Source organism: Streptomyces corchorusii, from assembly GCF_001514055.1.
Taxonomy (GTDB): domain Bacteria; phylum Actinomycetota; class Actinomycetes; order Streptomycetales; family Streptomycetaceae; genus Streptomyces; species Streptomyces olivaceoviridis.
The window spans coordinates 556,455-580,980 of record NZ_KQ948352.1 but is presented as its reverse complement, the minus strand read 5'-3'; the positions used below and the strand labels follow the sequence as shown (position 1 = coordinate 580,980).

23 protein-coding genes are annotated in these 24,526 nt (G+C 72.1%); 6 read left to right on the top strand and 17 right to left on the bottom strand.

Features of this window, described 5'->3' with window-relative positions; all coding sequences use genetic code 11:
• Positions 1-14: 14 nt before the first annotated feature.
• The 16 genes from ispG to AQJ11_RS06640 all read right to left on the bottom strand — a co-directional run bounded on the left by ispG (position 15) and on the right by AQJ11_RS06640 (position 17,064).
• Positions 15-1,142, bottom strand: a complete 1,128-nt coding sequence (gene ispG / locus AQJ11_RS06710) for a flavodoxin-dependent (E)-4-hydroxy-3-methylbut-2-enyl-diphosphate synthase (RefSeq protein WP_058082828.1) — start codon at positions 1,140-1,142, stop codon at positions 15-17.
• 4 nt (positions 1,143-1,146) lie between these two features.
• Positions 1,147-2,169: an adenosyl-hopene transferase HpnH gene (gene hpnH, locus AQJ11_RS06705; protein WP_014676208.1), complete on the bottom strand. Its 1,023-nt coding sequence runs from the start codon at positions 2,167-2,169 to the stop codon at positions 1,147-1,149.
• Positions 2,170-2,174: 5 nt separating this feature from the next.
• Positions 2,175-2,816 carry a phosphorylase family protein gene (locus AQJ11_RS06700; RefSeq protein ID WP_014676207.1) on the bottom strand — a complete coding sequence of 214 codons (642 nt, stop codon included), beginning with the start codon at positions 2,814-2,816 and terminating at the stop codon, positions 2,175-2,177.
• Between the two features lies 1 nt (position 2,817).
• The gene (gene shc / locus AQJ11_RS06695) at positions 2,818-4,848 is read right to left on the bottom strand and encodes a squalene--hopene cyclase (RefSeq protein WP_014676206.1); all 2,031 of its coding nucleotides are present in this window, start codon (positions 4,846-4,848) and stop codon (positions 2,818-2,820) included.
• Positions 4,849-4,968: 120 nt separating this feature from the next.
• Complete coding sequence (locus AQJ11_RS06690) at positions 4,969-6,102, bottom strand: polyprenyl synthetase family protein (protein WP_078611855.1); 1,134 nt, start codon at positions 6,100-6,102, stop codon at positions 4,969-4,971.
• Complete coding sequence (gene hpnE, locus AQJ11_RS06685) at positions 6,102-7,529, bottom strand: hydroxysqualene dehydroxylase HpnE (protein WP_014676204.1); 1,428 nt, start codon at positions 7,527-7,529, stop codon at positions 6,102-6,104. The genes AQJ11_RS06690 and hpnE overlap by 1 nt, the downstream gene beginning before the upstream one ends.
• Entirely contained in the window at positions 7,526-7,747 is a 222-nt protein-coding gene (locus AQJ11_RS52610) for a DUF6380 family protein (RefSeq protein ID WP_425265006.1), read from the bottom strand. Before AQJ11_RS52610 ends, hpnE begins: the two co-directional genes overlap by 4 nt.
• A gap of 38 nt (positions 7,748-7,785) precedes the next feature.
• Complete coding sequence (gene hpnD, locus AQJ11_RS06680; protein WP_059262195.1) at positions 7,786-8,748, bottom strand: presqualene diphosphate synthase HpnD; 963 nt, start codon at positions 8,746-8,748, stop codon at positions 7,786-7,788.
• A complete protein-coding gene (gene hpnC, locus AQJ11_RS06675) occupies positions 8,745-9,641 on the bottom strand; it encodes a squalene synthase HpnC (protein ID WP_058082824.1) in 897 nt (298 codons plus the stop codon). The genes hpnD and hpnC overlap by 4 nt, the downstream gene beginning before the upstream one ends.
• 362 nt (positions 9,642-10,003) lie before the next feature.
• Positions 10,004-10,792, bottom strand: coding sequence for an ABC transporter ATP-binding protein (locus AQJ11_RS06670; RefSeq protein ID WP_014676201.1), 789 nt, complete (start codon positions 10,790-10,792; stop codon positions 10,004-10,006).
• The gene (locus AQJ11_RS06665; protein ID WP_014676200.1) at positions 10,785-11,714 is read right to left on the bottom strand and encodes an ABC transporter permease; all 930 of its coding nucleotides are present in this window, start codon (positions 11,712-11,714) and stop codon (positions 10,785-10,787) included. Before AQJ11_RS06665 ends, AQJ11_RS06670 begins: the two co-directional genes overlap by 8 nt.
• A gap of 90 nt (positions 11,715-11,804) precedes the next feature.
• Positions 11,805-12,677: a glycosyltransferase family 2 protein gene (locus AQJ11_RS06660; protein ID WP_014676199.1), complete on the bottom strand. Its 873-nt coding sequence runs from the start codon at positions 12,675-12,677 to the stop codon at positions 11,805-11,807.
• 8 nt (positions 12,678-12,685) lie between these two features.
• Complete coding sequence (locus AQJ11_RS06655) at positions 12,686-13,465, bottom strand: CDP-alcohol phosphatidyltransferase family protein (protein WP_079082241.1); 780 nt, start codon at positions 13,463-13,465, stop codon at positions 12,686-12,688.
• A complete protein-coding gene (locus tag AQJ11_RS06650; RefSeq protein ID WP_014676197.1) occupies positions 13,443-14,504 on the bottom strand; it encodes an iron-containing alcohol dehydrogenase family protein in 1,062 nt (353 codons plus the stop codon). The genes AQJ11_RS06655 and AQJ11_RS06650 overlap by 23 nt, the downstream gene beginning before the upstream one ends.
• The gene (locus AQJ11_RS06645) at positions 14,492-15,244 is read right to left on the bottom strand and encodes a phosphocholine cytidylyltransferase family protein (protein WP_014676196.1); all 753 of its coding nucleotides are present in this window, start codon (positions 15,242-15,244) and stop codon (positions 14,492-14,494) included. Before AQJ11_RS06645 ends, AQJ11_RS06650 begins: the two co-directional genes overlap by 13 nt.
• On the bottom strand, positions 15,241-17,064 hold the full coding sequence (locus tag AQJ11_RS06640) for a DUF5941 domain-containing protein (protein ID WP_059262194.1): 1,824 nt from the start codon (positions 17,062-17,064) through the stop codon (positions 15,241-15,243). Before AQJ11_RS06640 ends, AQJ11_RS06645 begins: the two co-directional genes overlap by 4 nt.
• A gap of 264 nt (positions 17,065-17,328) precedes the next feature.
• On the opposite strand from AQJ11_RS06640, the gene galE reads away from it, so the two are divergent.
• From galE to idi, 3 genes are all read left to right on the top strand, one after another.
• A complete protein-coding gene (galE, locus tag AQJ11_RS06635) occupies positions 17,329-18,300 on the top strand; it encodes a UDP-glucose 4-epimerase GalE (protein WP_059262193.1) in 972 nt (323 codons plus the stop codon).
• Positions 18,301-18,437: 137 nt separating this feature from the next.
• Positions 18,438-19,379 (top strand): cation diffusion facilitator family transporter, encoded by a 942-nt coding sequence (locus AQJ11_RS06630; RefSeq protein ID WP_014676193.1) that lies wholly within the window; start codon positions 18,438-18,440, stop codon positions 19,377-19,379.
• A 175-nt stretch (positions 19,380-19,554) separates the two neighbouring features.
• On the top strand, positions 19,555-20,148 hold the full coding sequence (gene idi, locus AQJ11_RS06625) for an isopentenyl-diphosphate Delta-isomerase (protein ID WP_059262192.1): 594 nt from the start codon (positions 19,555-19,557) through the stop codon (positions 20,146-20,148).
• Between the two features lie 52 nt (positions 20,149-20,200).
• On the opposite strand, the gene AQJ11_RS06620 is transcribed toward idi, so the two are convergent.
• The gene (locus AQJ11_RS06620; RefSeq protein WP_058084149.1) at positions 20,201-20,695 is read right to left on the bottom strand and encodes an ATP-binding protein; all 495 of its coding nucleotides are present in this window, start codon (positions 20,693-20,695) and stop codon (positions 20,201-20,203) included.
• Between the two features lie 212 nt (positions 20,696-20,907).
• On the opposite strand from AQJ11_RS06620, the gene AQJ11_RS06615 reads away from it, so the two are divergent.
• The 3 genes from AQJ11_RS06615 to AQJ11_RS06610 all read left to right on the top strand — a co-directional run bounded on the left by AQJ11_RS06615 (position 20,908) and on the right by AQJ11_RS06610 (position 24,422).
• A complete protein-coding gene (locus AQJ11_RS06615) occupies positions 20,908-21,663 on the top strand; it encodes an enoyl-CoA hydratase/isomerase family protein (RefSeq protein ID WP_059262191.1) in 756 nt (251 codons plus the stop codon).
• A gap of 143 nt (positions 21,664-21,806) precedes the next feature.
• Positions 21,807-21,938: an LPFR motif small protein gene (locus AQJ11_RS52100; protein ID WP_014676189.1), complete on the top strand. Its 132-nt coding sequence runs from the start codon at positions 21,807-21,809 to the stop codon at positions 21,936-21,938.
• A gap of 102 nt (positions 21,939-22,040) precedes the next feature.
• Positions 22,041-24,422 (top strand): Tex family protein, encoded by a 2,382-nt coding sequence (locus AQJ11_RS06610; RefSeq protein ID WP_014676188.1) that lies wholly within the window; start codon positions 22,041-22,043, stop codon positions 24,420-24,422.
• Positions 24,423-24,526: the final 104 nt, after the last annotated feature.

The following is a 24,526-nucleotide window of genomic DNA, read 5'->3' as shown; positions in this document are numbered from 1 at the left end:
TGCCTTGCCTCAACTCAACTGTCTGCGGGGCTCGTCCGCCCGGCGAGCTTCATGGCCTCCTCGATGAGGGTCTCCACGATCTTCGACTCGGGGACGGTCTTGACGACCTCGCCCTTGACGAAGATCTGGCCCTTGCCGTTGCCCGAGGCAACTCCGAGGTCGGCCTCGCGGGCCTCGCCCGGACCGTTGACCACACACCCCATCACCGCGACCCTGAGCGGCACTTCCATGCCGTCCAGCCCCGCGGTGACCTCCTCGGCGAGCTTGTACACGTCCACCTGGGCCCGGCCGCAGGACGGACAGGAGACGATCTCCAGGCGTCGCTGCCGCAGCCCCAGCGACTGAAGGATCTGGATGCCGACCTTGACCTCTTCGGCGGGCGGCGCGCTCAGCGACACCCGGATGGTGTCCCCGATGCCCCGGGACAGCAACGCCCCGAAGGCGACGGCCGACTTGATCGTGCCCTGGAAGGCGGGGCCGGCCTCCGTGACGCCGAGGTGCAGCGGGTAGTCGCACTGTTCGGCGAGCTGCCGGTAGGCCTCGATCATCACGACCGGGTCGTTGTGCTTGACGGAGATCTTGATGTCGCGGAAGTCGTGCTCCTCGAAGAGGGACGCCTCCCACAACGCCGACTCCACCAGCGCCTCCGGGGTCGCCTTGCCGTACTTCCGGAGCAGGCGCTTGTCCAGCGAACCGGCGTTGACGCCGATCCGGATCGGCGTGCCGTGGTCCTTGGCGGCCCGCGCGATCTCCTTGACCTGGTCGTCGAACTTCTTGATGTTGCCCGGGTTCACGCGCACCGCCGCGCAGCCGGCCTCGATGGCGGCGAACACGTACTTCGGCTGGAAGTGGATGTCCGCGATCACCGGGATCCGCGACTTGCGGGCGATGGTCGCGAGGGCGTCCGCGTCGTCCTGCGTGGGGCAGGCGACGCGGACGATCTGGCAGCCGGACGCGGTGAGTTCCGCTATCTGCTGCAAGGTGGCGCCGATGTCCGAGGTGCGGGTCGTCGTCATGGACTGCACCGACACCGGGGCTCCGCCCCCGACCGCCACCGGCCCGACGTGGATCTGCCGCGACTGCCGCCGCGGCGCGACCGGACGGGCCGGTACCCCGGGAACGCCCAAGGGAACGGCGGTCACCGTGTCACTCCCGGTTTCCGGAGACGGTCTCGCGCATGGCCCGCAGGGACTCCTTCAGGGAGCCCATGGTGGCGAGGACGGCGGTCGGTTCGTAGCCGCAGTGCGCCATGCAGTTGTCGCAGCGCGGGTCCTTGCCGCGGCCGTACTTGTCCCAGTCGGTCTTCTCGATGAGTTCGCGGTACGTCGGCACGTACCCGTCGCTCATCAGGTAGCAGGGGCGCTGCCACCCGAAGAGCGAGTAGTTCGGGATCGCCCACGCGGTGCACGGGAAGTCGACCTTGCCCTCCAGGAAGTCCAGGAAGAGCGGGGAGTGGTTGAGCCGCCACTTCTTGCGGTTGCCGCCCGCGAAGGCCTTCCTGAACAGCTCGCGGGTCTGCTCGACACCGAGGAAGTGGTCCTGGTCGGGGGCCTTCTCGTAGGCATAGGCGGGCGAGATCATCATCTCGTCGACCTTGAGGTCGTCGTTGAGGAAGTTGAGCACCTCGATGATGGTCTGCGGGGTGTCGGTGTTGAAGAAGGTGGAGTTGGTGGTCACCCGGAAGCCGCGCCGCTTGGCCTCCTTGATGGCCTCCACCGCCTCGTCGAAGACGCCTTCCTTGGCGACGGACTCGTCGTGCCGCTCCCGCAGCCCGTCGATGTGCACGGCGAAGGCGAAGTAGGGCGACGGCGTGAACTTGTCCATCTTCTTGCGCAGCAGCATCGCGTTGGTGCACAGGAAGACGTATTTCCGCTTCGCCACCAACTGCCGCACGATCTCGTCGATCTGAGGGTGCATCAACGGTTCGCCGCCGGCGATGGACACCATCGGCGCACCGGACTCCAGCACCGCGCCCACGGCCTGGGCGACCGGCATGCGCTGCTTGAGCACACCGGCCGGGTGCTGGATCTTGCCGCAGCCCTCGCACTTCAGATTGCAGGCGAACAGCGGTTCCAGCTCCACGATGAGCGGGAACTTGTCCCGCTTGCGGAGCTTCTGTTCAGCCAGGTATGTCGCGACCTTGATGGACTGGCGCAACGGCATGGCCATCTGGCTCACCTCCGAGGGAGCAGCAAAGAACGGTGCCATTCAAAAAATGAGGGAAGGATGGAACGAAGAACGCGGAAGGCTGATATTCCGCCGCGCACCGTGCCGATCCGGACGAGTTCGTGTTCCGGGGCGTCCACGACCACCCGGACGGCCGCGACCGGGCGCTTGCCCGTACGGACGGCCGTGCGGAGCGTGGCCGCCGACTCCATGTCGACCGCGATCGCGCCGGTGGCGAGCAGATCGTACCGCTCGGCCCCCCGCACGACGTGGTCGGAGCCGGTGAGCGGGCCGGTGTGGACCGTGCGTCCGGGCAGCAGGCGCACGAGTTCCTTGACCAGCAGGTCGGTGCCCACGCACGGGACGGTCCCGCGCGGGTCCCGGGTCTCCTCGGCGACGACCAGGTCGCCGGGGTGCATGCCGGGGGCGAGCCCGGCACAGAAACCGGTGGCCAGCACGGCGGTGCCGGCCGCCGCCGGGCCGGCGAGGTGCCGGCCGACGGAGCGTTCCGCCGCCTTCGGGCCCATGCCCGTGCGGACGACGGTGTACGGCCCGTCCGCCCCGCTCCTGTCGCCGGTGCGCAGGGCGAGGTGCTCGATGCCGAGCGCGCAGGCGATCAGCAGCGGGGCCGGGGCGGGCTGGCCTCTCAAGTCAGCTCCCCGTCGCCCGTGACGCGGCCGTCTTGGCCTTGGCGAGCAGATTGCGCTCGAAGGGGTCGCCGTGCAGGTAGCGGCCGAGCGCGGTGAGCGGGAACACCTGCCGGTACAGGTGGTAGTTGATGGAGAAGTCCCAGGGGAAGCCGGTGCCGGTGAAGTACGGCTCGTCCCAGGTGCCGTCCTCGCGCTGGGTCCGGGCCAGCCACTGGATGCCGCGCTCGACGGCCTCGGAGTCCTTCTCCCCCGCCGCGAGCAGCGCCATCAGCGCCCACGCGGTCTGCGAGGCGGTGGAGGCGCCCCGGCCGCTCCACTCCTTGACGTACTTGTAGGAGCGCAGGTCCTCGCCCCAGCCGCCGTCGTCGTTCTGGACGCTCTCCAGCCAGGTCACGGCCCGCCGGATCGCCGGGTGCGAGCCGGGCAGTCCGGCCGCGGTCAGGGCGGGCACCACCGAGCCGGTGCCGTAGATGTAGTTGACGCCCCAGCGGCCGAACCACGAGCCGTTCGGCTCCTGTTCGGCGAGCAGCCAGTCGATGCCGCGCCGGGTGCGCGGGTCGTGGGCGAGGCCCTCGGCGGCGAGCATCTCCACGACGTGCGCGGTGACGTCCGCGGACGGCGGGTCGATGACCTCGCCGAAGTCGCAGAACGGCAGCCGGTTGGGGAACGGGCTGGTGTTGTCGACGTCGAAGGCGCCCCAGGCGCCGTTCTTCGACTGCATGCCGAGGTTCCAGCGCACCGCCCGGCCGATCGCCTTGTCGACGCGCTCCGGGTCGTGGTGCCGGACCCGGCGCAGCGCGAGGGCGACCTCGGCGGTGTCGTCGATGTCCGGGTAGTTGTCGTTGTGGAACTCGAACGCCCAGCCGCCCGGCGGCAGTCCGGGACGCTTCACGGCCCAGTCGCCGGGCCGGACGATCTCCTCGCCGAGCATCCAGTCGGCCGCCTTGACCAGTTGGGGGTGGTCGACGGGCAGGCCGGCGTCCACGAGGGCGATCGTGGCCAGGCAGGTGTCCCAGACCGGGGACTGGCAGGCCTCGATCATCCGGGCGCCGTCCTCGCGCCAGACGGCGAAGCGGTCCAGCGAGGCGAGGCCCTCACGCATCACGGGGTGCTGGAGGTCGTAGCCGAGCAGGTGCAGGGCGATGATCGAGTACACGGCCGGGGGCTGGATGCCGCCCCAGCAGCCGTCGTTCTCCTGCCGCTCGATGATCCAGCGGGCCGCCGCGTTCACCGCGGCCTTGCGCAGCCTGCGCGGGGCGACCTTGCGGAACTGGTGCAGCGCCTTGTCGATGCGCTGGAAGGCGCCGTCCCAACTGGCCAGCGGGGCCAGGGGCCGGGGCGGGTTGGGCCGGGCCGGGTCGGTGTGCAGTTCGTCCAGCGGGAAGGGCGCGGGGCGCACCGGCCGCTTGGCCGAGACGATGGTGAGCGGGACGATGGTCTGCCGGGCCCAGCAGCCGAAGTCGTAGATGTTGAGCGGCATCCAGGTGGGGAACCAGATCAGCTCCGGGGGGAGTTCGGGCAGGTCCTCCCACTTCCACCAGCCGAACAGGGCGAGCCAGATCCTGGTGAACACGCGGGAGGCGGCGATGCCGCCGCGCTCGCGGATCCAGGCGGACGCCTTCGCCATGTGCGGCGCGTCGGGCGCGTCACCGGCCAGGCGCAGGGCGACGTACGCCTCGACGGTGGTGGACAGTTCGCCGGGGCCGCCGTAGAAGGTGGCCCAGGTGCCGTCCTCACGCTGCTCGCCGCGGATGAACTTCGCGGCGGCCTGCGTGGTCTTCTCGTCCTGGATGCCCAGGAACTGACGGAGCAGCAGGTCCTCGGCGTCCATGGTGACGTTGGTCTCCAGGTCGCCCTTCCACCAGCCCTCCGAATCCTGCCGGGAGAGCAGGAAGTCGGTGGCGCGTCGTGCGGCGCGCGCGGCGGCTTCTTGTACCCCGGCCGCCTCGGGGGTGGTGAGGGTGGTGTCGCTGGCCGCGGCAGCCCGAGGCGGCAAGGTCGCCCCGGTGCTTCCGTCGGTCGTCGCTGTCATGGCATCCCCTTCGTGCAGTCGTGCAAGTCGTGCTGCTGTGGGTCCGCCGTCGGCCGGTGTCCTTCAACCGTGGGGAGACACCGGCCGGCGACTACGCGAGGCTCATCAGGCCAATGGTGATCATCTCTTCCGTACGACGACGAAGTCCGCGAGCGCCGTGAAGGAGTCCCGCACCCGGTCGGGCATGTCGACGGCGTCGAGGGCCTCGATGGCGATGGTGTGCTGGCGGCGCGCCTCCGCCGCCGTCCACTCACGGCCGCCGGCCTCCTCGATGAGGGCGGCGCGGGCCGCGAACTCCTCCTCGGAGAAGTTCTCGAAGTCGCTGCTCTTGGCGTCGGCGGCGAGGATGTCGCCGAGCTGCTCGGAGGCGGAGCCGCCGGCCGCGAGCGCGGCCACCACGGGCAGGGACTTCTTGCGCTGGCGCAGGTCGCTCCATGCCTGCTTGCCGGTGGCCTCCGGGTCGCCCCAGATGCCGAGCAGGTCGTCCACGGCCTGGAAGGCGAGGCCGAGGTGGTAGCCGTACCGTTCCAGCGCGTCGGCGGTGGCGTCGTCCGCGCCGCCGAGGACCGCGCCGATGGAGCAGGCGCAGGCGAGCAGGGCGCCGGTCTTGTTGCCCTCCATCTCCAGGCACTCCTCGACGCTGACCCGGTCGCGGTGCTCGTAGGAGATGTCCTGAGCCTGACCGTCGATCAGGGCGCGGGTGGCGGTGGTCAGCCGGCGGGTGGCGCGGCCGGCCTCGACCGTGCCGAGTTCCAGCAGGACCTCGTTGGCGAGGGCGAACAGGGCGTCACCGACCAGGATGGCCTGGGCGGGGCCGTGCACCTTCCAGACGGTGTCCCGGTGCCGGCGCTGCTCGTCGCCGTCCATGAGGTCGTCGTGCAGCAGCGAGAAGTTGTGCACGAGTTCGACGGCGACCGCGCCCGGGACGCCCGCCTCGGGTGCGGCGCCGGTGACCTCGGCGGAGAGCACGGCGAGCGCGGGGCGGACGGCCTTGCCGCCGTCGCCGTCGGCGGGGTTGCCGGCGGCGTCGATCCAGCCGAAGTGGTAGGCGGCGACGGTGTCCATGGGAGGCGCCAGGCGGTCGACGGCCGCGCGCAGCACCGGTGTGGCCAGGGTCCGGCCGCGCTCCAGCAGCGCGGTCACGTCCACCGCGGCCCGTGGAGCGGGCGTCGAGGCCGGGGGCACAGTGGGCACAGTCTCTCCTCTTGTTGCGGTACCGGGGGTGCGGGGGCCGGCCGCCTGCCGATGGGACATCAGGCCGCCTCCTCGAATGCGAAGAGGTGGCGGGGGCGGGGCCGGCCCAGGGCACTGAGCGCGGCGTCGGCCGCGCTCACTCCACTGCGGACCGCACTCTCCATGGTCGCGGGCCACCCGGTGGCGGTCCACGCTCCGGCCAGGTACAGGCCGGGGGCCTTGGTGCGGGCGCCGGGCCGCAGCCGCCCGACGCCGGGGGTGGGGGCGAACGTCGCCGTGCGCTCCCGGGTCACGAAGAAGTCCAGCACCTCGGCCGCGCGCGTACCCGGGATCAGCCGTTCCAGCTCGGGCAGGTAGCGCTCGCGGAGTTCGGCGACCGGGGTGTCGATGTCGTCCTGCGCGGCCGACTGGGACAGCGCCAGGTACTGTCCCGTGCGCAGCCCGGAGGCGTGGGTGCGGTCGAACACCCACTGCACGGGCGTGCCGAGGGCGGCGAAGAAGGGCCGGGCGAGCACCTCGCGGTCGTACACCACGTGGACGTTGAGGATCGGCGCGGTGCCGATCTCCAGCAGCCGCTCGGGCGCGTCGAGGGCGCCGGGCGGCAGCAGGTCGTGGGCCTCGCGCTGGGGTACGGCGAGGACGACCGCGTCGGTTTCGAGGTTCTCGCCGGGAACCTGAACGCTCCACGTCCCGTTCTCGTTGTTGGAGACGGAGGTGACGCGTGTACGGACCTCGGTACGCACGCCCGCGGAGTCGAGCGCCTTGCGGGCCAGCCGGTCGTGCAGTTCGCCCAGCGGGACATGGGCCCAGCCGATGTCGGCCGCGCCCGGGTCGGACAGCAGACCGGTCTTGAACACCATCGCGGCGAGTCCCAGCGAGGCGTCGCCCGCGACCGCGTTGAGGGTGGCGACCCCGACCAGGTCCCACAGGGCCTCGACGGCGCGCGCCGACTGACCGTGCGCGGCCAGCCAACTGCCGAAGTCCTGGTCGTCCAAGGCCGGATCGGCGAGGTCGAGCCCCTTCAGCGCGAGCGCGGCCCGCCCGACGGCCGCGCGCTCGGCGAGCGAGAGGTGCGGATAGGCGGCCAGGCTGCGCCCCAGGTGGAGGGGGACGGGCAGCGGGTCGCGCCGCAGTCTGCCGAGCCGCCGCCCCTCGGGCTTGGCGACGTCGACGACGGGCACGTCCAGGCGGTCCTGTAGCGGTGCCAGCGCCGCGCCCTCGATCCGGTCGAGGAACCAGCGGTAGGCGGTGCAGCAGCGCAGGTACACGTGCTGGCCGTTGTCGACGGTCAGTTCGCCGCGCTGGAAGGAGAAGGCGAGGCCGCCGAGCCGGGGCCTGCCTTCGAGCAGGGTGACCCGGACGCCGGCGTCGGCGAGGGCGAGCGCCGCGGTGATCCCGGCGAGGCCGCCACCGACCACGACCGCGCTGCGGCCCGCCGTGCCCGGAGTACCGGACCGCGCCGGTGCGGGGAGTGCGCCGTCGCTCATCGTGCGTCCTTCCGTGCGTGCGCGAGCGCTCCGCGGGCGGGGCCGTTGCGGACCGCCTTTCGTCCGCGGCTACGTCGTGGCTGGTCGTGCCCACGCGGCAGCCGCATGTCGGACACAGCCCCGCGCCCCTTCGGGGTGCGCGCCTGGTGGTCGAACGGTGCACGCCCGGCCGTCGCAGTCAGGGACGCCACGCCGCGGCGGAAGGTTGACTGTCGCATGCCGTCCGGTTCGGCCGGTTCTGGTGCGGTGCGCTGCATCAGGCGCGCCTCCGGACGGAGCGCCGGGAGACGTGGCGGGTCACATGCCGGGTGTCGAGCCCCGAGAGGCCGCGCACGGCGACGTAGGCCTTCTCGTGTCCGGGCAGCGAGACCCGGCCGCGCAGCACGGCCTCCGGGTCGCGCTCGATGCGGTCCAGCAGCCGGCGGTAGATGCCGGCCATCGCGGCCACACAGGCGCCGCTGCGGCGGTCGAGCATGGGCAGCAGCCGGTAGCCCTCGGCGAACAGGGCCCGGGCGCGCCGCACTTCGAAGTGCACGAGGCCCGCGAAGTCCGAGCCCTCCGGCGGGGTCGGCCCGTTGAACCCGGCCGAGCAGCCGAACTTGGCGAGGTCGTCGGCGGGCAGATAGGTACGGCCGCCGGCCGCGTCCTCGCGGACGTCGCGCAGGATGTTGGTGAGCTGGAGGGCGAGGCCCAGCGTGTCGGCGTACTCGGCCGCGCGCTCGGCTCCGCGCGCGGCCGGTTCGGTGCCGAACACGCCGAGCGAGAGGCGGCCGATGGCACCGGCGACACACCGGCAGTAGACCTTCAGGTCGTCCCAGGTCTCGTAGGTCTCGCCGCGCACGTCCATCTGGACGCCGTCGATCAGCTCGTCCAGGCCGCCGAGCGGGATCGGGAAGACGCGCGCGGCGTGGCTGAGGGCGACGGCCACCGGGTCGGTGTCGTCCTCCTCGACCCCGCCCTCGCGGATCCGGGCGAGCAGCGCCCGGGTGTCCTCCAGCCGCGCCAGCTTGACCTCGCCGGCCAGCTCGCCGTCGCCAATGTCGTCCACGCGCCGGGAGAACGCGTACAGCGCCGACATGGCGCGGCGCTTGGCCGTCGGCAGCAGCCGGATGCCGTAGGCGAAGTTACGGGCCTGCTGCCCGGTCACGGCCTCGCAGTAGCTGTAGGCGGCGAGTACCGGTGCGGACACGTGCGGCGGAGAATCCACGGTCCGGATCACCCCTCTCCTCGCAGGATCACGCCCGCCTCGCGCAGCAACTGGACCTTGCCGGGTCTGGGCGGGCCGGGAAGTACGTCGTATTCGGCGGCGGCGATCGCCCGGATCGCCGCCCTTCCTCCCGCCACGAACCCTGCGAGCAGCAGCTTGAGCCTGCCGTGGACGCTACCCACCAGGGGGGCGCCTTCATTCAGCAGATCGCGGGCGCGTTGAGCTTCATATGCAACCAGGGCGCGCACCGATGCGCCCGTGGTTTTCGCGGCGAGGTCCGCTTCCTGGACGTGGAAGCGCTTCATGTCCGCGGCGGGGAGATAGATCCGGTCGCGGCCGAGGTCCTCGGCGACGTCCTGGAGGTGCTCGACGATCTGGAGCGCCGTGCAGATCGCGTCGGACAGCCGGATCCGCTCGGGGGTGGAGGTGCCGGTGACGGCGAGCACGAGGCGGCCGACCGGGTTGGCGGAGAGTTCGCAGTAGGCGAGGAGGTCGTCGTAGGTCTCGTACCGGCTGACGAGCTGGTCCTGGCGGTTGGCGGCGATCAGCCCGAGGAACGGCTCGGGGGTGAGGGCGTGACGGCGGACGGTGGGCCGCAGGCGGCGCAGCAGCGGGTGGCGCGGGGTGCCGTCGAAGACGCGGCGCAGGTCGGCCTCGAAGGCGTCGAGGAGGACCAGGCGGTCGGCGGCCTCGGCGGGCGACACGCCGAGCAGCCGGGCGTCGGCGCCGCCGGGGGCGAGGTCGCCGTCGCCGATGTCGTCCACCAGACGGGCGAACCCGTAGACCGCCATGAGGTCGGCACGCCAGGCCCGGGGCAGGAAGAAGGGGGCCACCGGGAAGTTCTCGCTCGCGGCCTTGTCCAAAGTGGCGCGTTCCAGGTCGGGGGCCTCGGTGGTGGCCGTCATCGGGCGCTGCCCGGGGCGTGAACGGCACATGCTCCGCTGAGCAGGGGAGTTTCCGTAGCCATTGCCGTCACATCTCCCGTTCTACACTGCCGATCCGATACACACTATTTCGGACACGCCGCCCCGCTCCGCGCAGGCGTGCCCACCGCAGGTGGGCGCGCATTATCGCCCCACTTGCCGGTTTCCGACGCCGGTACAGCTTACGTTGTACAACGCGGCGTGGCGCGGCAGGGTGTCCTGCACATCACAACAACACACCGATTGCCTTCAAGATTCCTAACGCCAGATGGAGTTGACGCTTCCTTTGCAGACGGAAGGGCCCCGCCCGGAGGAATTCCGGCGGGGCCCTGGCCGAAAACGGGTCACTTGCCCGTGAACTTCTCGTACTCCTTGAGGACCTCTTCGGTGGGCCCGTCCATGCGCAGCTCACCGCGCTCCAGCCACAGCACCCGGTTGCAGGTGTCCCGGATGGACTTGTTGTTGTGGCTGACCAGGAACACCGTGCCGGCCTCCTTGCGCAGTTCCCGGATGCGCTCCTCCGAGCGCTTCTGGAACTTGCGGTCGCCGGTGGCCAGCGCCTCGTCGATCATGAGGACGTCGTGGTCCTTGGCGGCGGCGATGGAGAAGCGCAGGCGCGCCGCCATGCCGGAGGAGTACGTGCGCATCGGCAGGGTGATGAAGTCGCCCTTCTCGTTGATGCCCGAGAAGTCGACGATGTCCTGGTAGCGCTCCTTGATCTGCTCCCGGGACATGCCCATGGCGAGCCCGCCCAGGATGACGTTCCGCTCGCCGGTCAGGTCGTTCATCAGGGCCGCGTTGACGCCCAGCAGGGACGGCTGGCCGTCGGTGTAGACCTTGCCCTTCTCCGCGGGCAGCAGGCCGGCGATGGCCCGCAGCAGCGTCGACTTGCCGGAGCCGTTGGAGCCGATCAGGCCGATGGCCTCGCCGCGGTAGGCGACGAAGGACACGCCGCGCACGGCGTGCACCTTGCGGACCCCGCGCGCCGCGTCGTCGGAGCGGCGCCTGAGGATCCGGCTCAGGGCCGCCGTGGCGCTGCCCTTGCCGGTCTTGGCGCCGTTGACCCGGTAGACGATGTGCAGGTCGTCCGCGATGACCGTCGGGCGGCGATCCTGGGTGTTCTGCTCAGCCACGGCCGTACCGCTCCTCCGCCTTCCAGAAATACACGAAGCCGCCCACGGCGAAGAGCACGGCCCAGCCGCCGGCCACCGCCCACACATGGTCGGGCAGGTTCGCGGAACCGTAGCCGTCGATCAGGGCGAAGCGCATCAGGTCCATGTAGACGGCGGCCGGGTTCCACTGGAGGACCGTCGCGATCCACTGCGGCTTGTCCTCCAGCATGATCGGGATGGAGAACATCACGCCGGAGGCGTACATCCACGTCCGCATCACGAACGGCATGAGCTGGGCCAGGTCCGGGGTCTTGGCACCCGCACGGGCCATGATCAGCGCGAGCCCGGTGTTGAAGAGGAACTGGAGGGCGAGGACGGGCACGATCAGCAGCCAGGACAGGTCCGGGTAGCTGCCGAAGCCGATCGCCACGAGGAACAGCACGATCATCGAGAACAGCAGCTGCTGGAGCTGCTGGAGCGAGAAGGAGACGGGCAGCGAGGCGCGCGGGAAGTGCAGGGCGCGCACCAGGCCGAGGTTCCCGGAGATCGCGCGGACGCCCGACATCACCGAACTCTGCGTAAAGGTAAACACGAACACGCCGGTGACCAGGAACGGGATGTACACGTCCTGGGACATGCCGCGGCTGGCGTGCAGGATCAGCCCGAAGATGAAGAAGTACACGGCCGCGTTCAGCAGCGGTGTGGCCACCTGCCACAGCTGGCCGAGCTTGGCCTGGCTGTACTGCGCGGTCAGCTTCGCCTGGGAGAAGGCGAGGATGAAGTGGCGGCGCCCCCAGAGCTGACGGACGTACTCCACGAGCGAGGGCCGGGCGCCGCTCACGGCGAGCCCGTACTTGGCGGCGAGCTGGGCCGCCGTCAGCCCCTCGTCGGGCGGCGCGGCCGCGGTCACGGCGACCGTGCCGTCGTGCGTGGTCTCACTCACAGGTGGATACTTTCGTCTTCGGATTCGCGTTCGAGTTCGTCGTCCCGTGCGTCCGTCCACGGGCGCACGGGCACTTCGGGGACGAGCTTGTCAGATGACCGGCGGACGGCCCAGTCGGGTGAGTCGCCACACCGTACGCCAGCGCATCGGGCGGCGGGGACCGCAGGGCGTGGTCCAACCTTCCCGGAAGCCGCCGAACCATGCCTTCAGGGCCGGCCGCGAGGGGCGGCGGAGCAGCGTGAGCAGCAGCCAGACGCCGAGGTAGACCGGGACCAGGAGGGCGGGGAGGTTGCGGCGGGCGAGCCAGACGCGGTTGCGGGCGACCATGCGGTGGTAGACCGCGTGCCGCGAGGGCGCGGTCGTCGGGTGGTACAGCACCATGTCGGACCGGTAGTCGATCATCCAGCCCGCGTCGAGGGCCCGCCAGGCCAGGTCGGTTTCCTCGTGCGCGTAGAAGAACGCGTCCGGGAGCCCGCCGACCTCCGCGAAGACGCGGGTGCGGACGGCGTTGGCGCCACCGAGGAAGGTGGTGACCCGGGAGGAGCGCATCGGGTCGGATGCGCGCAGCCGGGGCACGTGCCGGCGCTGGGTCTCGCCGGTGTCGGGGTCGGCGATGCGGAAGCTGATGATGCCCAGCTCCGGGTCGGCCGCGAAGGCCTCGCGGCACAGCTCGGCGGTGTCGTGCCGGGCGAGCAGGCCGTCGTCGTCGAGGAAGAGCAATATGTCGACATCACGACCGCCGGGCCCGAAGGCCTCTATGCCGACGTTGCGCCCGCCGGGGATGCCCAGGTTCTCGGGCAGCTCGACGGTCCGCACGCCCTCGGGCACGTCCGGGACGGGCGAGCCGTTGCCGACGACGACCACCTGGACCGGGTCGCCGTCCTGCTTGGCGACGGAGTCGAGCAGGGCCCGCAGCTCCTCGGGCCGGTTGCCCATGGTGATGATGACGGCACCCACCTTCATGGGCGCGCTCACTTCAGCCTGCTGGAGGCGAGGATGGACACCAGGTGCAGCAGCGTCTGGAGCAGGGCGATGCCGGCGAGGACGGCCGTACCCAGGCGGGTGAAGAACAGGTCGCCGCGGACCTGGTCCAGGATCGCGAGGACGACGATGAGCAGCGAGGCCTCGATGCCGAGGATGAGCCGGTGGAACTTCAGCGCCGAGGCGGCCCGGCGGGCCAGCGCCATGCCGGAGGAGCGCGGTTCCGAGGCCGCCTCCTTGACCGGCGGCCTGCCGGTCTGGTGCCGGGCCACACCGACCAGGTCGGTCTCGGCCTTGATCAGGATGGCGCCGAGCGCGGCGAGGGTGCCGAGGAAGGCCCACAGCCAGTCGATCCGGCCGCTGCCCCACAGGTCGGCGGCGCGCAGGCCGAGGCCGACCAGCACGGCCGCGTCGGTGAGGTAGGCGCCGACGCGGTCCAGGTAGACCCCGCCGAGCGAGTACTGCTTCCTCCAGCGGGCGATCTCGCCGTCGACGCAGTCCAGCAGCAGGTAGAGCTGGGTGGCGACCACGCCGAGCACGGCGCCCGCGATCCCCGGCACCAGCAGGGCCGGGGCCGCGAGCACACCGCAGACGGTCATCAGGTACGTGAGCTGGTTGGGCGTGACCCTGGTGTTCACCAGGTAGCGGTCGACGCGCAGGGACACCTCACGCATGTAGAGGCGTCCCGCCCAGTGCTCACCGCTGCGCCGGTCCTTCACCCCGGCGGGGTGGACGACCGGACGGAGTTCAGCTACCGATGGCCTTGACATAGTCGGCGTAGATGTCCTTGATCTGGTTCGTCTTGAGGTCGAGGTGTTCGAGGATCGTGTAGCGGCCGGGCCGGGTCTCGGGGGCGAACTCCACGGCGCGGACGAACTCGTCCACCGTGAAACCGATCTCCTCCGGCAGCACCGGAAGCCCGTGCCGGCGCAGCACCTCGGTCATGTACGCCGACTCCTCGTGGGCGCCGCGCAGGTACATCGCGAAGGCGGCTCCGAGGCCGCACTGCTCGCCGTGGGCGGCGGCGCGCTTGGGGTAGAGCAGGTCGAAGGCGTGGTTGATCTCGTGGCAGGCGCCGGAGGACGGGCGGGAGTCGCCCGACACGGACATGGAGATACCGGTGAGGACCAGCGCCTCGGCCAGCACCTGGAGGAAGTCGTCGTCACCGATCCCGCCCGGGTGCCGCAGCACGGCCTCGCCCGCCTGGCGGGCCATGGCCGCGGCCAGGCCGTCCACCTTCTCGCCGTTGACCCGGTTGGCCAGCTCCCAGTCCGCGACCGCGGAGATGTTGGAGATGGCGTCACCGATGCCGGAGCGCACGAACCGGACGGGGGCCTCGCGGATCACGTTGAGGTCGATGACCACCGCGATCGGGTTGGGCACGCCGTACGAGCCGCGGCCCGCGTCGTTGTCCAGCGTGGCGACCGGCGAGCACAGGCCGTCGTGGGCGAGGTTGGTGGCGACCGCGACCAGCGGCAGGCCGACCCGGGCCGCCGCGAACTTGGCGCAGTCGATGATCTTGCCGCCGCCCAGGCCGACGACGGCGTCGTAGTGCCCGCCCTGCATGTCGCTCGCCAGCCGGACCGCGTCGTCGATGGTGCCGCCGCCGACCTCGTACCAGGTCGCGCCGGGCAGCGAGGGGGCGACCCGCTCGCGCAGCCGCGCCCCGGAGCCGCCGCTGACGGCGACGGCGAGCCGGCCGGACGGCGAGATGCGCTCGTCGGCGAGAACACTCGCCAGGTCGTCCAGGGCACCCGGGCGGATGTCGACGACGACCGGCGAGGGGATGAGCCGGGTCAGTACTGGCACGCGATCACCCGTCCGCGGGCGAGGTCGTCGTGGTTGTCGATCTCGACCCAGCTGACGTCGCCGATCGGCGCCACGTCGATGCGGAAGCCGCGGTTGACCAGCTCCTGGTAGCCGTGCTCGTAGAACTGCTGCGGGTCGGTCTCCCAGACCGCCTTCAGCGCGTCGGCGAGTTCCGGAGCGGCGTCGCCCTCGATCAGGGTGACGCCGATGTACTCGCCGGTCGCCTCGGCCGGGTCCATCAGCTTGGTGATCCTCGTCATGCCCTTCTCGGGGTCGACGACGACCTTCATCTCCTCGTCGGCCAGGCTCTTCACCGTGTCCAGGGCGAGGATGATCTTCTTGCCGTCGCCGCGCGCGGCGAGCAGGGTCTTCTCGACGGAGACCGGGTGCACGGTGTCGCCGTTGGCGAGGATCACGCCGTCCTTCAGAGCGTCACGGCCGCACCACAGGGAGTAGGCGTTGTTCCACTCCTCGGCCTTGTCGTTGTCGATGAGGGTGAGCTTCAGGCCGTACTTCCGCTCCAGGGCCGCCTTGCGCTCGTACACGGCCTCCTTGCGGTAGCCGACGATGATCGCGACCTCGGTCAGCCCCACTTCGGCGAAGTTGCCCAGCGTCAGGTCCAGGACCGTCAGCGACTCCTCCGCGCCCTCGGGGCCCACCGGCACCAGGGCCTTGGGCAGGGTGTCGGTGTAGGGGCGCAGACGGCGCCCGGCGCCGGCCGCCAGCACGAGGCCGATCATGCGGTTTCTCCTTCGTCGTGTACGGCGGGTGCCCCGGCGGACACCCAGAAGCGGATGCTCTCGACGAGCACCACCAGGGCGACGGCCACGGCGAGGACGGTGAGCGCGACCTTGAACTGCGCGCCGGTAAGTACCGCGGCCAGAACGGCGACGAGCAGCGTCCGCCCCTCGTGCCCCCCGATGGCGCGCACCAGCCAGGCCGGGGGCGCTCCGGCGCTGCCGCGGATGCGGTACACCGTGTCGTAGTGATGGTAGGCGACGGCCGCCACCAGGCCGAAAGCCGCGGGAAGGGCCCCGTTCACGCCCGCTTTGCCGGCCAGCGCGAGGACAGTGCCGTACTCGGCGGCCCGGAAGAAGGGCGGGACGAGCCAGTCGAGGGCGCCCTTGAGGGGGCGGGCGACGGCGAGGGCCGAGGTCAGGACGTACACGACGGCGCCGGCGACCGGCAGCGGCCCGCCGAAGTCCGTGAGGGCCGAGCAGGCCACGACCGCGGCGCCGCCGAGCAGGGCGACGGCGGGCACGGCGAGTCCGGGCAGTCCCCTGCGGGCCACGCGCCGCACGGCTTCGGAGAGCGGACCCGGGTCGGCGAGGTCGGCGAGGGCCTGCGCGGCCCGGTCGGTGCGCCGCGCCTTGCGGGTCACCGAGCGCAGCACCCGGCCCGCCGTGGTGTACGCCGCCGCGAAGGCGCAGCCGACGAGCAGGACGTAGAAGGTGATCCGGGGGGTGGTGACCGCGGTGAGGACCGCGATCATCGCCCAGCGCTCGCCGATCGGCAGCACGATCATCCGCCGCAGCCAGACGGTCCAGCCGACGCTGTCGAGCTTGTCGGAGAGGGCGGCGGTGGGGCTGGTGTTGGCAGTGGCGTCGTGGTTGGCCTCGGTGAAGGAGAAGTCGACCACGTGCCGGCAGGTCTGGAGGATCATCGCGCCGAGGGCGAGGGCCCACACGTCGTCGCCGCCGCGGGCGGCGCCGAGGGCGAGGCCGGCGTAGTAGGCGTACTCCTTGGCCCGGTCGAAGGTGGCGTCGAGCCAGGCGCCGAGGGTGGAGTACTTCAGGGCGTAGCGGGCGAGCTGGCCGTCGGTGCAGTCCAGGACGAAGGAGGCGATCAGCAGCACTCCGGCCGCGACGAAGCCGCCTCGGGTGCCGGTCGCCGCGCAGCCGGCCGCTATCAGGGCGGTGAGCAGCGAGGCCGTGGTGACCTGGTTCGGGGTCAGGCCGCGACGGGCGCACCAGCGGGCGATGTAGCGCGAGTAGGGGCTGATGAAGAACGTGGTGAAGAAGCCGTCCCGGGACTTCACGGCCGACTTCAGGCGGACGGCCTCGTCGTCGACGGCGGAGACGGCCTGCCGGGCCTCGTTGCGGGCCTGCGGGTCGGCGGGCACGGCGGCGACCAGGCTGCCCAGCTCGGGCCGGTGCACCGCGCCGCCGTCGGCGTCGAGGGCGTCGGCGACGCGGTCGGCGAGGCTGTCCACGGCGAGCGCGGGGGCGCCGCCGCCGGCCGTGGCCGTACCGCCGGGCGCGGCGGTCTCGCGGGCCACGGCCCGGGTGAGCGCCGGCCGGGCGTCCGGCTGGGCGGTGACGGCACCGGGGACGGCGGCGACCGGGAAGCGCGGGTCGGTCAGGCCGAGGCGCAGCGCGTGCAGGTGGCCGACGAAACGGGCGTCGACGAGGGCCACGCGCCGGCCGGCCGGCACGGCCGCGAGCAGGGACTCCGTCTCGGCGGCGTCGGCGGCCACGCGCACGTCGAAGCCGAGGGACCGCAGATCGTTCTCCAGTGACGATCCGGGGACCGGCTGACCGGTGACGATGGCGGTCGACAACCGAACTCACTCCCTGGGTGCCGGCGCGCGGGCGCCGGTCTCTTGCGTGGTGGGGCGCCCTGCCTGCGGCACCCGGGCGGCATGTCGGCAGAGGGTATCGGATGGTCCGGAGCCGGTGTTCACCGGCCGTTCACGGTCCGGCCCACGGGGGCTGCCCCGGCCTTTGCCGCGATCATCATCGGGGATGCGGGGGCCGGCCCACAAACCCGTGGGGCAGACCCGGGCAACCGGGACACCGGGCCGTTCGGCATAGGGTGGAGGACCATGACGTGGCTGATCACCGGCGGAGCCGGATACATCGGGGCGCATGTGGCACGCGCCATGGCGGGCGCCGGGGAGAGCGTCGTGGCGCTGGACGACCTGTCGGCCGCCGTGCCCGCGCGACTCCCGGCCGAGGTGCCGCTGGTCCAGGGCTCGACACTGGACGGGGCGCTGCTGAAGCGGGTCTTCGCGGAGTACGGCGTGACGGGCGTCGTCCATCTCGCGGCGCGCAAACAGGTCGCGGAGTCGGTGGCCCAGCCCACCCGCTACTACCGGGAGAACGTGGGCGGTCTGGCCACGCTCCTGGAGGCGGTGGCCGAAGCGGGCATCGGCCGTCTGCTGTTCTCGTCGTCGGCGGCGGTGTACGGCAACCCGGACGTGGACCTGATCACCGAGGACACCCCGTGCGCCCCGGTGAACCCGTACGGCGAGACCAAGCTGGCCGGTGAGTGGCTGGTGCGGGCGGCGGGGCGGGCGCACGGGATCTCCACCGTGTGCCTGCGCTATTTCAACGTGGCGGGCGCGGCGGCGCCGGAGCTGGCGGACACGGGAGTGTTCAACATCGTGCCGATGGTCTTCGACCGGCTCACCCGGGACGAGGCCCCGCGCATCTTCGGCGACGACTACCCGACGCCGGACGGCACCTGTATCAGGGACTACATCCACGTCGCCGATCTGGCGGAGGCCCACCTGGCGGCGGCCCGCCGGCTGGCCGCCGGCGACCTCACCGGTGACCTGACGCTGAACATCGGCCGGGGCGAGGGGGTCTCGGTGCGCGAGCTGATCACGGTCATCGGGGAGGTCAGCGGGGACCGCCGGGCGCCCGTGGTGGAGGGCCGCCGCCCCGGCGACGCGCCGCGCGCGGTGGCCTCGGCCGAGCGTGCCGCCGAGGCGCTGGGCTGGCGGGCCCGGCGCGGGGTGCGGGAGATGATCGAGTCGGCGTGGGCCGGCTGGCGGCTGCACCACGGCGGCTGACCAGGCCCACCGGCCCTGACCTGCGGAACGTTTCCGCAGGTCACAGCACATGACAACGGTGTTCAGTGCCGCGTTGCCCCATACCCCCGCCCCGTAGTTCACTGGCTTACCTGGCAGCCACTTGGAAGGCGGTAGTCATGGGGGCAGGGCACGACCACGGGCACGCGCACTCCCACGCGCCGGCCACGGGTACGGCCACGGCCGCGTACCGGGGCCGGCTGAGGATCGCGCTGGGCATCACGCTCATGGTGATGGTCGTCGAGATCGTCGGCGGCCTGGTCGCGGACTCGCTCGCGCTGATCGCGGACGCGGCGCACATGGCGACCGACGCGGTGGGCCTCGGCATGGCCCTGCTCGCCGTGCACTTCGCGAACCGCCCGGCGAGCACCAACCGCACCTACGGCTACGCCCGCGCCGAGATCCTCGCGGCCCTGGCCAACTGTCTGCTGCTGCTCGGTGTGGGCGGGTACGTCCTGTACGAGGCGGTCCAGCGGTTCATGGAGCCCGCGCAGACCCGGGGCGGCCTGATGGTCGTGTTCGGTCTGATCGGCCTGGTGGCGAACTCCGTCTCGCTGATGCTGCTGATGCGCGGGCAGAAGGAGAGCCTGAACGTGCGCGGTGCCTTCCTGGAGGTGGCCGCGGACGCGCTGGGCTCGGTGGCGGTGCTGATCTCGGCCGCGGTGATCCTGGGCACCGGCTGGCAGGCGGCGGACCCGGTCGCCTCGCTGGTCATCGGGCTGATGATCGTGCCGCGGACGCTGAAGCTGCTGCGCGAGACGCTGGACGTGCTGCTGGAGGCGGCCCCCAAGGGCGTCGACATGTCGGACGTCCGGACGCACATCCTGGCCCTCGACGGCGTGGAGGACGTCCACGACCTGCACGCCTGGACGATCACCTCGGGCATGCCGGTGCTGTCGGCGCACGTGGTGGTCAGCTCCGAGGTGCTGAACGCCATCGGGCACGAGAAGATCCTGCACGAACTCCAGGGCTGCCTGGGCGACCACTTCGACGTGGAGCACTGCACCTTCCAGCTGGAGCCGGGCGGGCACGCGGAGCACGAAGCGCGGCTGTGCCACTGACCGTGCGCACTGCCGTTCGGCGCACCCCCGGACGGTTCCCCGCGACCTGCTCCGGGCACGATGGTCTACCGGGTCCGGCTCCCGGTTCCGCGCCGCGCGCGGACGTGCGCTCGTGCCGGGAGTGCCGGATTCGTACGGCAGACTTGGGGTGCGAAGACCGAGGCGAAGGATGGGTATGCCGATCACACCTGCCACCGCGACGCACAGTTCGTCGGAGGGCACCGCAGAGGCGATTTTGCTGGAACTGGTCGACGAGAAGGGTGTGACGATCGGTACGGCGGAGAAGCTCGCCGCCCATCAGCCGCCGGGGCAGCTGCACCGGGCGTTCTCGGTGTTCCTCTTCGACGAGCAGGGCCGGCTGCTGCTCCAGCAGCGGGCGCTCGGCAAATACCACTCCCCCGGCGTGTGGTCCAACACCTGCTGCGGTCACCCGTACCCGGGCGAGGCGCCGTTCGCGGCGGCGGCCCGGCGCACGTACGAGGAGCTGGGCGTGTCGCCGTCGCTGCTCGCGGAGGCCGGCACGGTCCGTTACAACCACCCGGACCCCGCCTCCGGCCTGGTGGAGCAGGAGTTCAACCATCTGTTCGTCGGCCTGGTGCAGGCGTCGCCCGGGCCGGACTCGGAGGAGGTCGCCGAGGTCGCCTTCGTGACGGCGGCCGAGCTGGCCGAGCGGCACGCCCGGGACCCGTTCTCGTCCTGGTTCATGACCGTCCTGGACGCGGCCCGCCCGGCGATCAGGGAACTGACGGGCCCGGCCGCCGGCTGGTAGCCGCCACGGCGGTGCGGCGGTCCCGTGGCCGGCAGGGGGCGGCCGGCGGGCGCTACGGCAGGGAGGGGGGCTTGAGCGGGAGCGCGGCCCAGATCACCTTGCCGCCGCTCGCGGTGTGCTCCACGTCGACCACCCCGCCCGCCTCCCGCGCCACCTCGCGGACCAGCAGGAGCCCCCGGCCGCCGGTCCGGCCGTGGTCGGCCTCCAGGGCCGTCGGCCGGTAGGGGTGGTTGTCCTCCACGGACACCCGCACCCACTCGGCTCCGACGGCCACCTCCACGGCCAGCACCGGCGACAGCAGCGCAGCGTGCCGGACCGCGTTGGTGACCAGCTCGGAGACGATCAGCAGCAGCCCGTGCACCAGGTCGTCGGAGACCGGCACCCCCTGGCGCAGCAGCAGGTCCCGCACCGCGTGCCGGGCCTGCGGGACCGAGGCGTCCACCGCGGCCGCGGTGAACCGCCAGACGCCTTCGTACGGCAGTGGAGCCGGCGGCCCGTCGCCGCCCCCCGCTGGGCGCGGGCCGTCCTCGCGCCCGTGGTTGTCCATCGTCCGGTCGCCACCCTCGCGCTCGATTGTCACCACACGTCGAGTGTTGGTAACGATTCGCTCCGGTCCGGATGCCTGAACACAAGTCGGCAGGTATCGAACGGTTTCTGACCGACTCCGCATGACCTGGTCCCGGTCGGGACTGTTCCTGCTCCCCGGGCGCCGGTTCGCGAACTAGTCGGGTTGTCGGAGGCCGGCGCTACGATCCCCGCATGGAGCCCCAGCTGTCCCACCAGGTCACCGACTCCGTCGCCACCGTGGTGATCCGTCATCCCGCCAAGCGCAACGCCATGACGACGGCGATGTGGCGGGCCCTCCCCCCGCTGCTGGACACGCTGGCCCGGGAGCCGGGGGTCCGCGCGCTGGTGCTCACCGGTGAGGGCGGGACCTTCTGCGCGGGTGCCGACATCTCCACGCTCCGGGACGCACCGGAGGAGGCACCGGCCCTCGCGGTGGCCGCCGAGGAGGCCCTGGCCGCGTTCCCCAAGCCGACCGTCGCCGCGGTGCGCGGCCACTGCGTGGGCGGCGGGGCGCAGCTCGCGGCGGCCTGTGACCTGCGACTGGCCGAGGAGGGAGCGCTGTTCGGGGTGACGCCGGCGCGGCTCGGCGTCGTCTATCCGGCCTCCTCGACCCGCCGGCTGGTGTCCCTGGTCGGCCCGGCCACGGCCAAGTACCTGCTCTTCACCGCCGAGTTGATCGACGCGGGGCGGGCCCTGCGCACCGGCCTGGTGGACGAGGTGCTGCCCGAGGGGGAACTGGACAAGCGGGTCGCGGAGCTGACCCGGGTCCTGGTGTCCCGTTCGCAGCTCACCCAGGCCGCCGCCAAGGAGTTCGCCGCCGGCCGCACCGACCGTGACGCCCACTGGGCCGCCCAGGCGCGCGGCAGCGGCGATGTGGCGGAGGGAGTCGCCGCGTTCCTGGAACGCCGGCAGCCGCGCTTCACCTGGAGCGTGTCCGCGTCGGGGTGAAGCGGCCCGCGGCACGCCACCCGGAGTCCACGCCCGCCTTTTCCGCCACCGGGGTGCGGGGTTTCCGCGTGCCGCCCCGGGTTTCCCGCGCCGTCCGGAGGTACCCGGGGTGAGGACAGCCCACGACGAGAGGAGACCGTCCCGTGTTCCGTGCCATCGCAGACGTCCTGCGGCAGATCGGCGGCGCCATCGCCACGGTGGTGACGCTGCCGTTCCGGGCGCTCGCCCGGTTGTTCGGCGGAGCTTCGTCCTCCGCACGGGGGAGCCGGGCCTGACGCCGGGCCCGGCGCCCCGCCGGGAGCCGCCCTGATCCCCGGTCGTCCGTGTCACCTGCCACAATTGCCGCGCAACCTCAGTGGAGAAGGCGGTACGGGATCGTGACGACACCCGGGTCCCTCGGAGCAGGGTCCATCGAAGGCAGGATCGCCGAGGAGCTCGGCGTACGGGAGCGGCAGGTGAAGGCCGCGGTGGAACTGCTCGACGGCGGTTCGACCGTGCCCTTCATCGCTCGCTACCGCAAGGAAGCGACCGAGATGCTCGACGACGCGCAGCTGCGCACGATCGAGGAGCGGCTGCGCTACCTGCGGGAGCTGGAGGAGCGGCGGACCGCGATCCTGGAGTCGGTGCGCGAGCAGGGCAAGCTCACCGAGGAGCTCCAGGCGCGGATCCTCGGCGCCGAGACGAAGGCGCGCCTGGAGGACATCTACCTCCCCTACAAGCCCAAGCGGCGCACCAAGGCGCAGATCGCGCGCGAGGCGGGCCTGGAGCCGCTGGCGGAGGGGCTGCTGGGCGACCCGTCGGTCGAACCGCTGGCGGCCGCCGCCGCGTTCGTGGACGCCGACAAGGGCGTCGCCGATCCGCAGGCCGCGCTGGAGGGCGCGCGGGCGATCCTCACCGAGCGGTTCTCCGAGGACGCCGACCTGATCGGCGAGCTGCGCGAGCGCATGTGGGTGCGCGGGCGGCTGGCCGCGAAGGTGCGGGAGGGCAAGGAGGAGGCGGGCGCCAAGTTCGCCGACTACTTCGACTTCGCCGAGCCGTTCACCGAGCTTCCCTCGCACCGGATCCTGGCGATGCTGCGCGGGGAGAAGGAGGAGGTCCTGGACCTCGTCCTGGAGCCGGAGGAGGCCACCGAGGGCCCGTCGTCGTACGAGGGGATCATCGCGTCGAGGTTCGGGATCGCCGACCGGGGCCGCCCGGCCGACAAGTGGCTGACGGACACGGTCCGCTGGGCCTGGCGCACCCGCGTCCTGGTCCACCTCGGGATCGACCTGCGCCTGCGGCTGCGCACGGCCGCCGAGGACGAGGCGGTCAACGTGTTCGCGGCCAACCTGCGGGACCTGCTGCTGGCCGCCCCGGCCGGCACCCGTGCGACGCTCGGCCTGGACCCCGGTTTCCGCACGGGCGTGAAGGTCGCCGTGGTCGACGCGACCGGCAAGGTCGTCGCCACGGACGTGATCTACCCGCACGTCCCGGCCAACAAGTGGGACGAGGCGCTCGCCAAGCTGGCGCGGCTCGCCAAGGAGCACGCGGTCGAGCTGATCGCCATCGGCAACGGCACGGCGTCCCGCGAGACCGACAAGCTCGCCGGTGACCTCATCGCGAAGCACCCGGAGCTGAAGCTCACCAAGGTGATGGTGTCCGAGGCGGGCGCGTCGGTGTACTCCGCGTCGGCGTACGCCTCGCAGGAGCTGCCGGACATGGACGTGTCGCTGCGCGGCGCGGTCTCCATCGCCCGGCGCTTGCAGGACCCGCTGGCCGAGCTGGTGAAGATCGACCCGAAGTCGATCGGCGTCGGCCAGTACCAGCACGACCTGTCCGAGGTGAAGCTGTCCCGGTCGCTGGACGCGGTCGTGGAGGACTGTGTGAACGGCGTCGGCGTGGACGTCAACACGGCGTCCGTGCCACTCCTCGCGCGGGTGTCGGGCATCTCGTCCGGCCTGGCGGAGAACATCGTCGCGCACCGGGACCAGAACGGCCCCTTCACCTCCCGTGCGGAGCTGAAGAAGGTGGCGCGGCTCGGCCCGAAGGCATACGAGCAGTGCGCGGGCTTCCTGCGCATCCGCGGCGGCGACGACCCGCTGGACGCCTCCAGCGTGCACCCCGAGGCGTACCCGGTGGTGCGCCGCATGGTGAAGACCACGGGCCAGGAGGTGGCGTCCCTCATCGGCAACACGGGTGTGCTGCGCTCGCTGCGGCCGGCCGACTTCGTGGACGACACCTTCGGTCTGCCGACGGTCACCGACATCCTCAAGGAGCTGGAGAAGCCGGGCCGCGACCCGCGTCCCGCGTTCCGGACGGCCACCTTCAAGGAGGGCGTGGAGAAGATCTCCGACCTGTCCGCGGGGATGGTCCTGGAGGGCGTGGTCACCAACGTGGCCGCCTTCGGCGCGTTCGTGGACGTCGGTGTCCACCAGGACGGTCTGGTCCACGTGTCGGCGATGTCGAAGTCGTTCGTCAAGGACCCGCGCGATGTCGTGAAGCCCGGCGACATCGTCAAGGTGAAGGTCCTGGACGTCGACATCCCGCGCAAGCGGATCGCGCTGACGCTGCGTCTGGACGACGAGGCCGCCCCGCAGGGCCAGGGCGGCGGCCGGCAGCAGCGCGGCGGTGCCCGTCCGCCGCAGCAGCGGCAGGGCGGCGGCCAGCGGCAGGGCCGCGGCGGCGGCGACCGCGGCGGCCGGCAGGCCCCGGCACCGGCCAACAGCGCGATGGCGGACGCACTGCGCCGCGCGGGCCTGCTGGACCCGAAGAAGCGCTGACGGGCGGGGCGGGACCGGGCGGGCCGAGCCGCCCGGCCCCGCCCCGCAGACCCCGGCCGGCGTCGCGCGCCACCGGTCCTGAGCCCTGTCGTCCCACTCCCGTC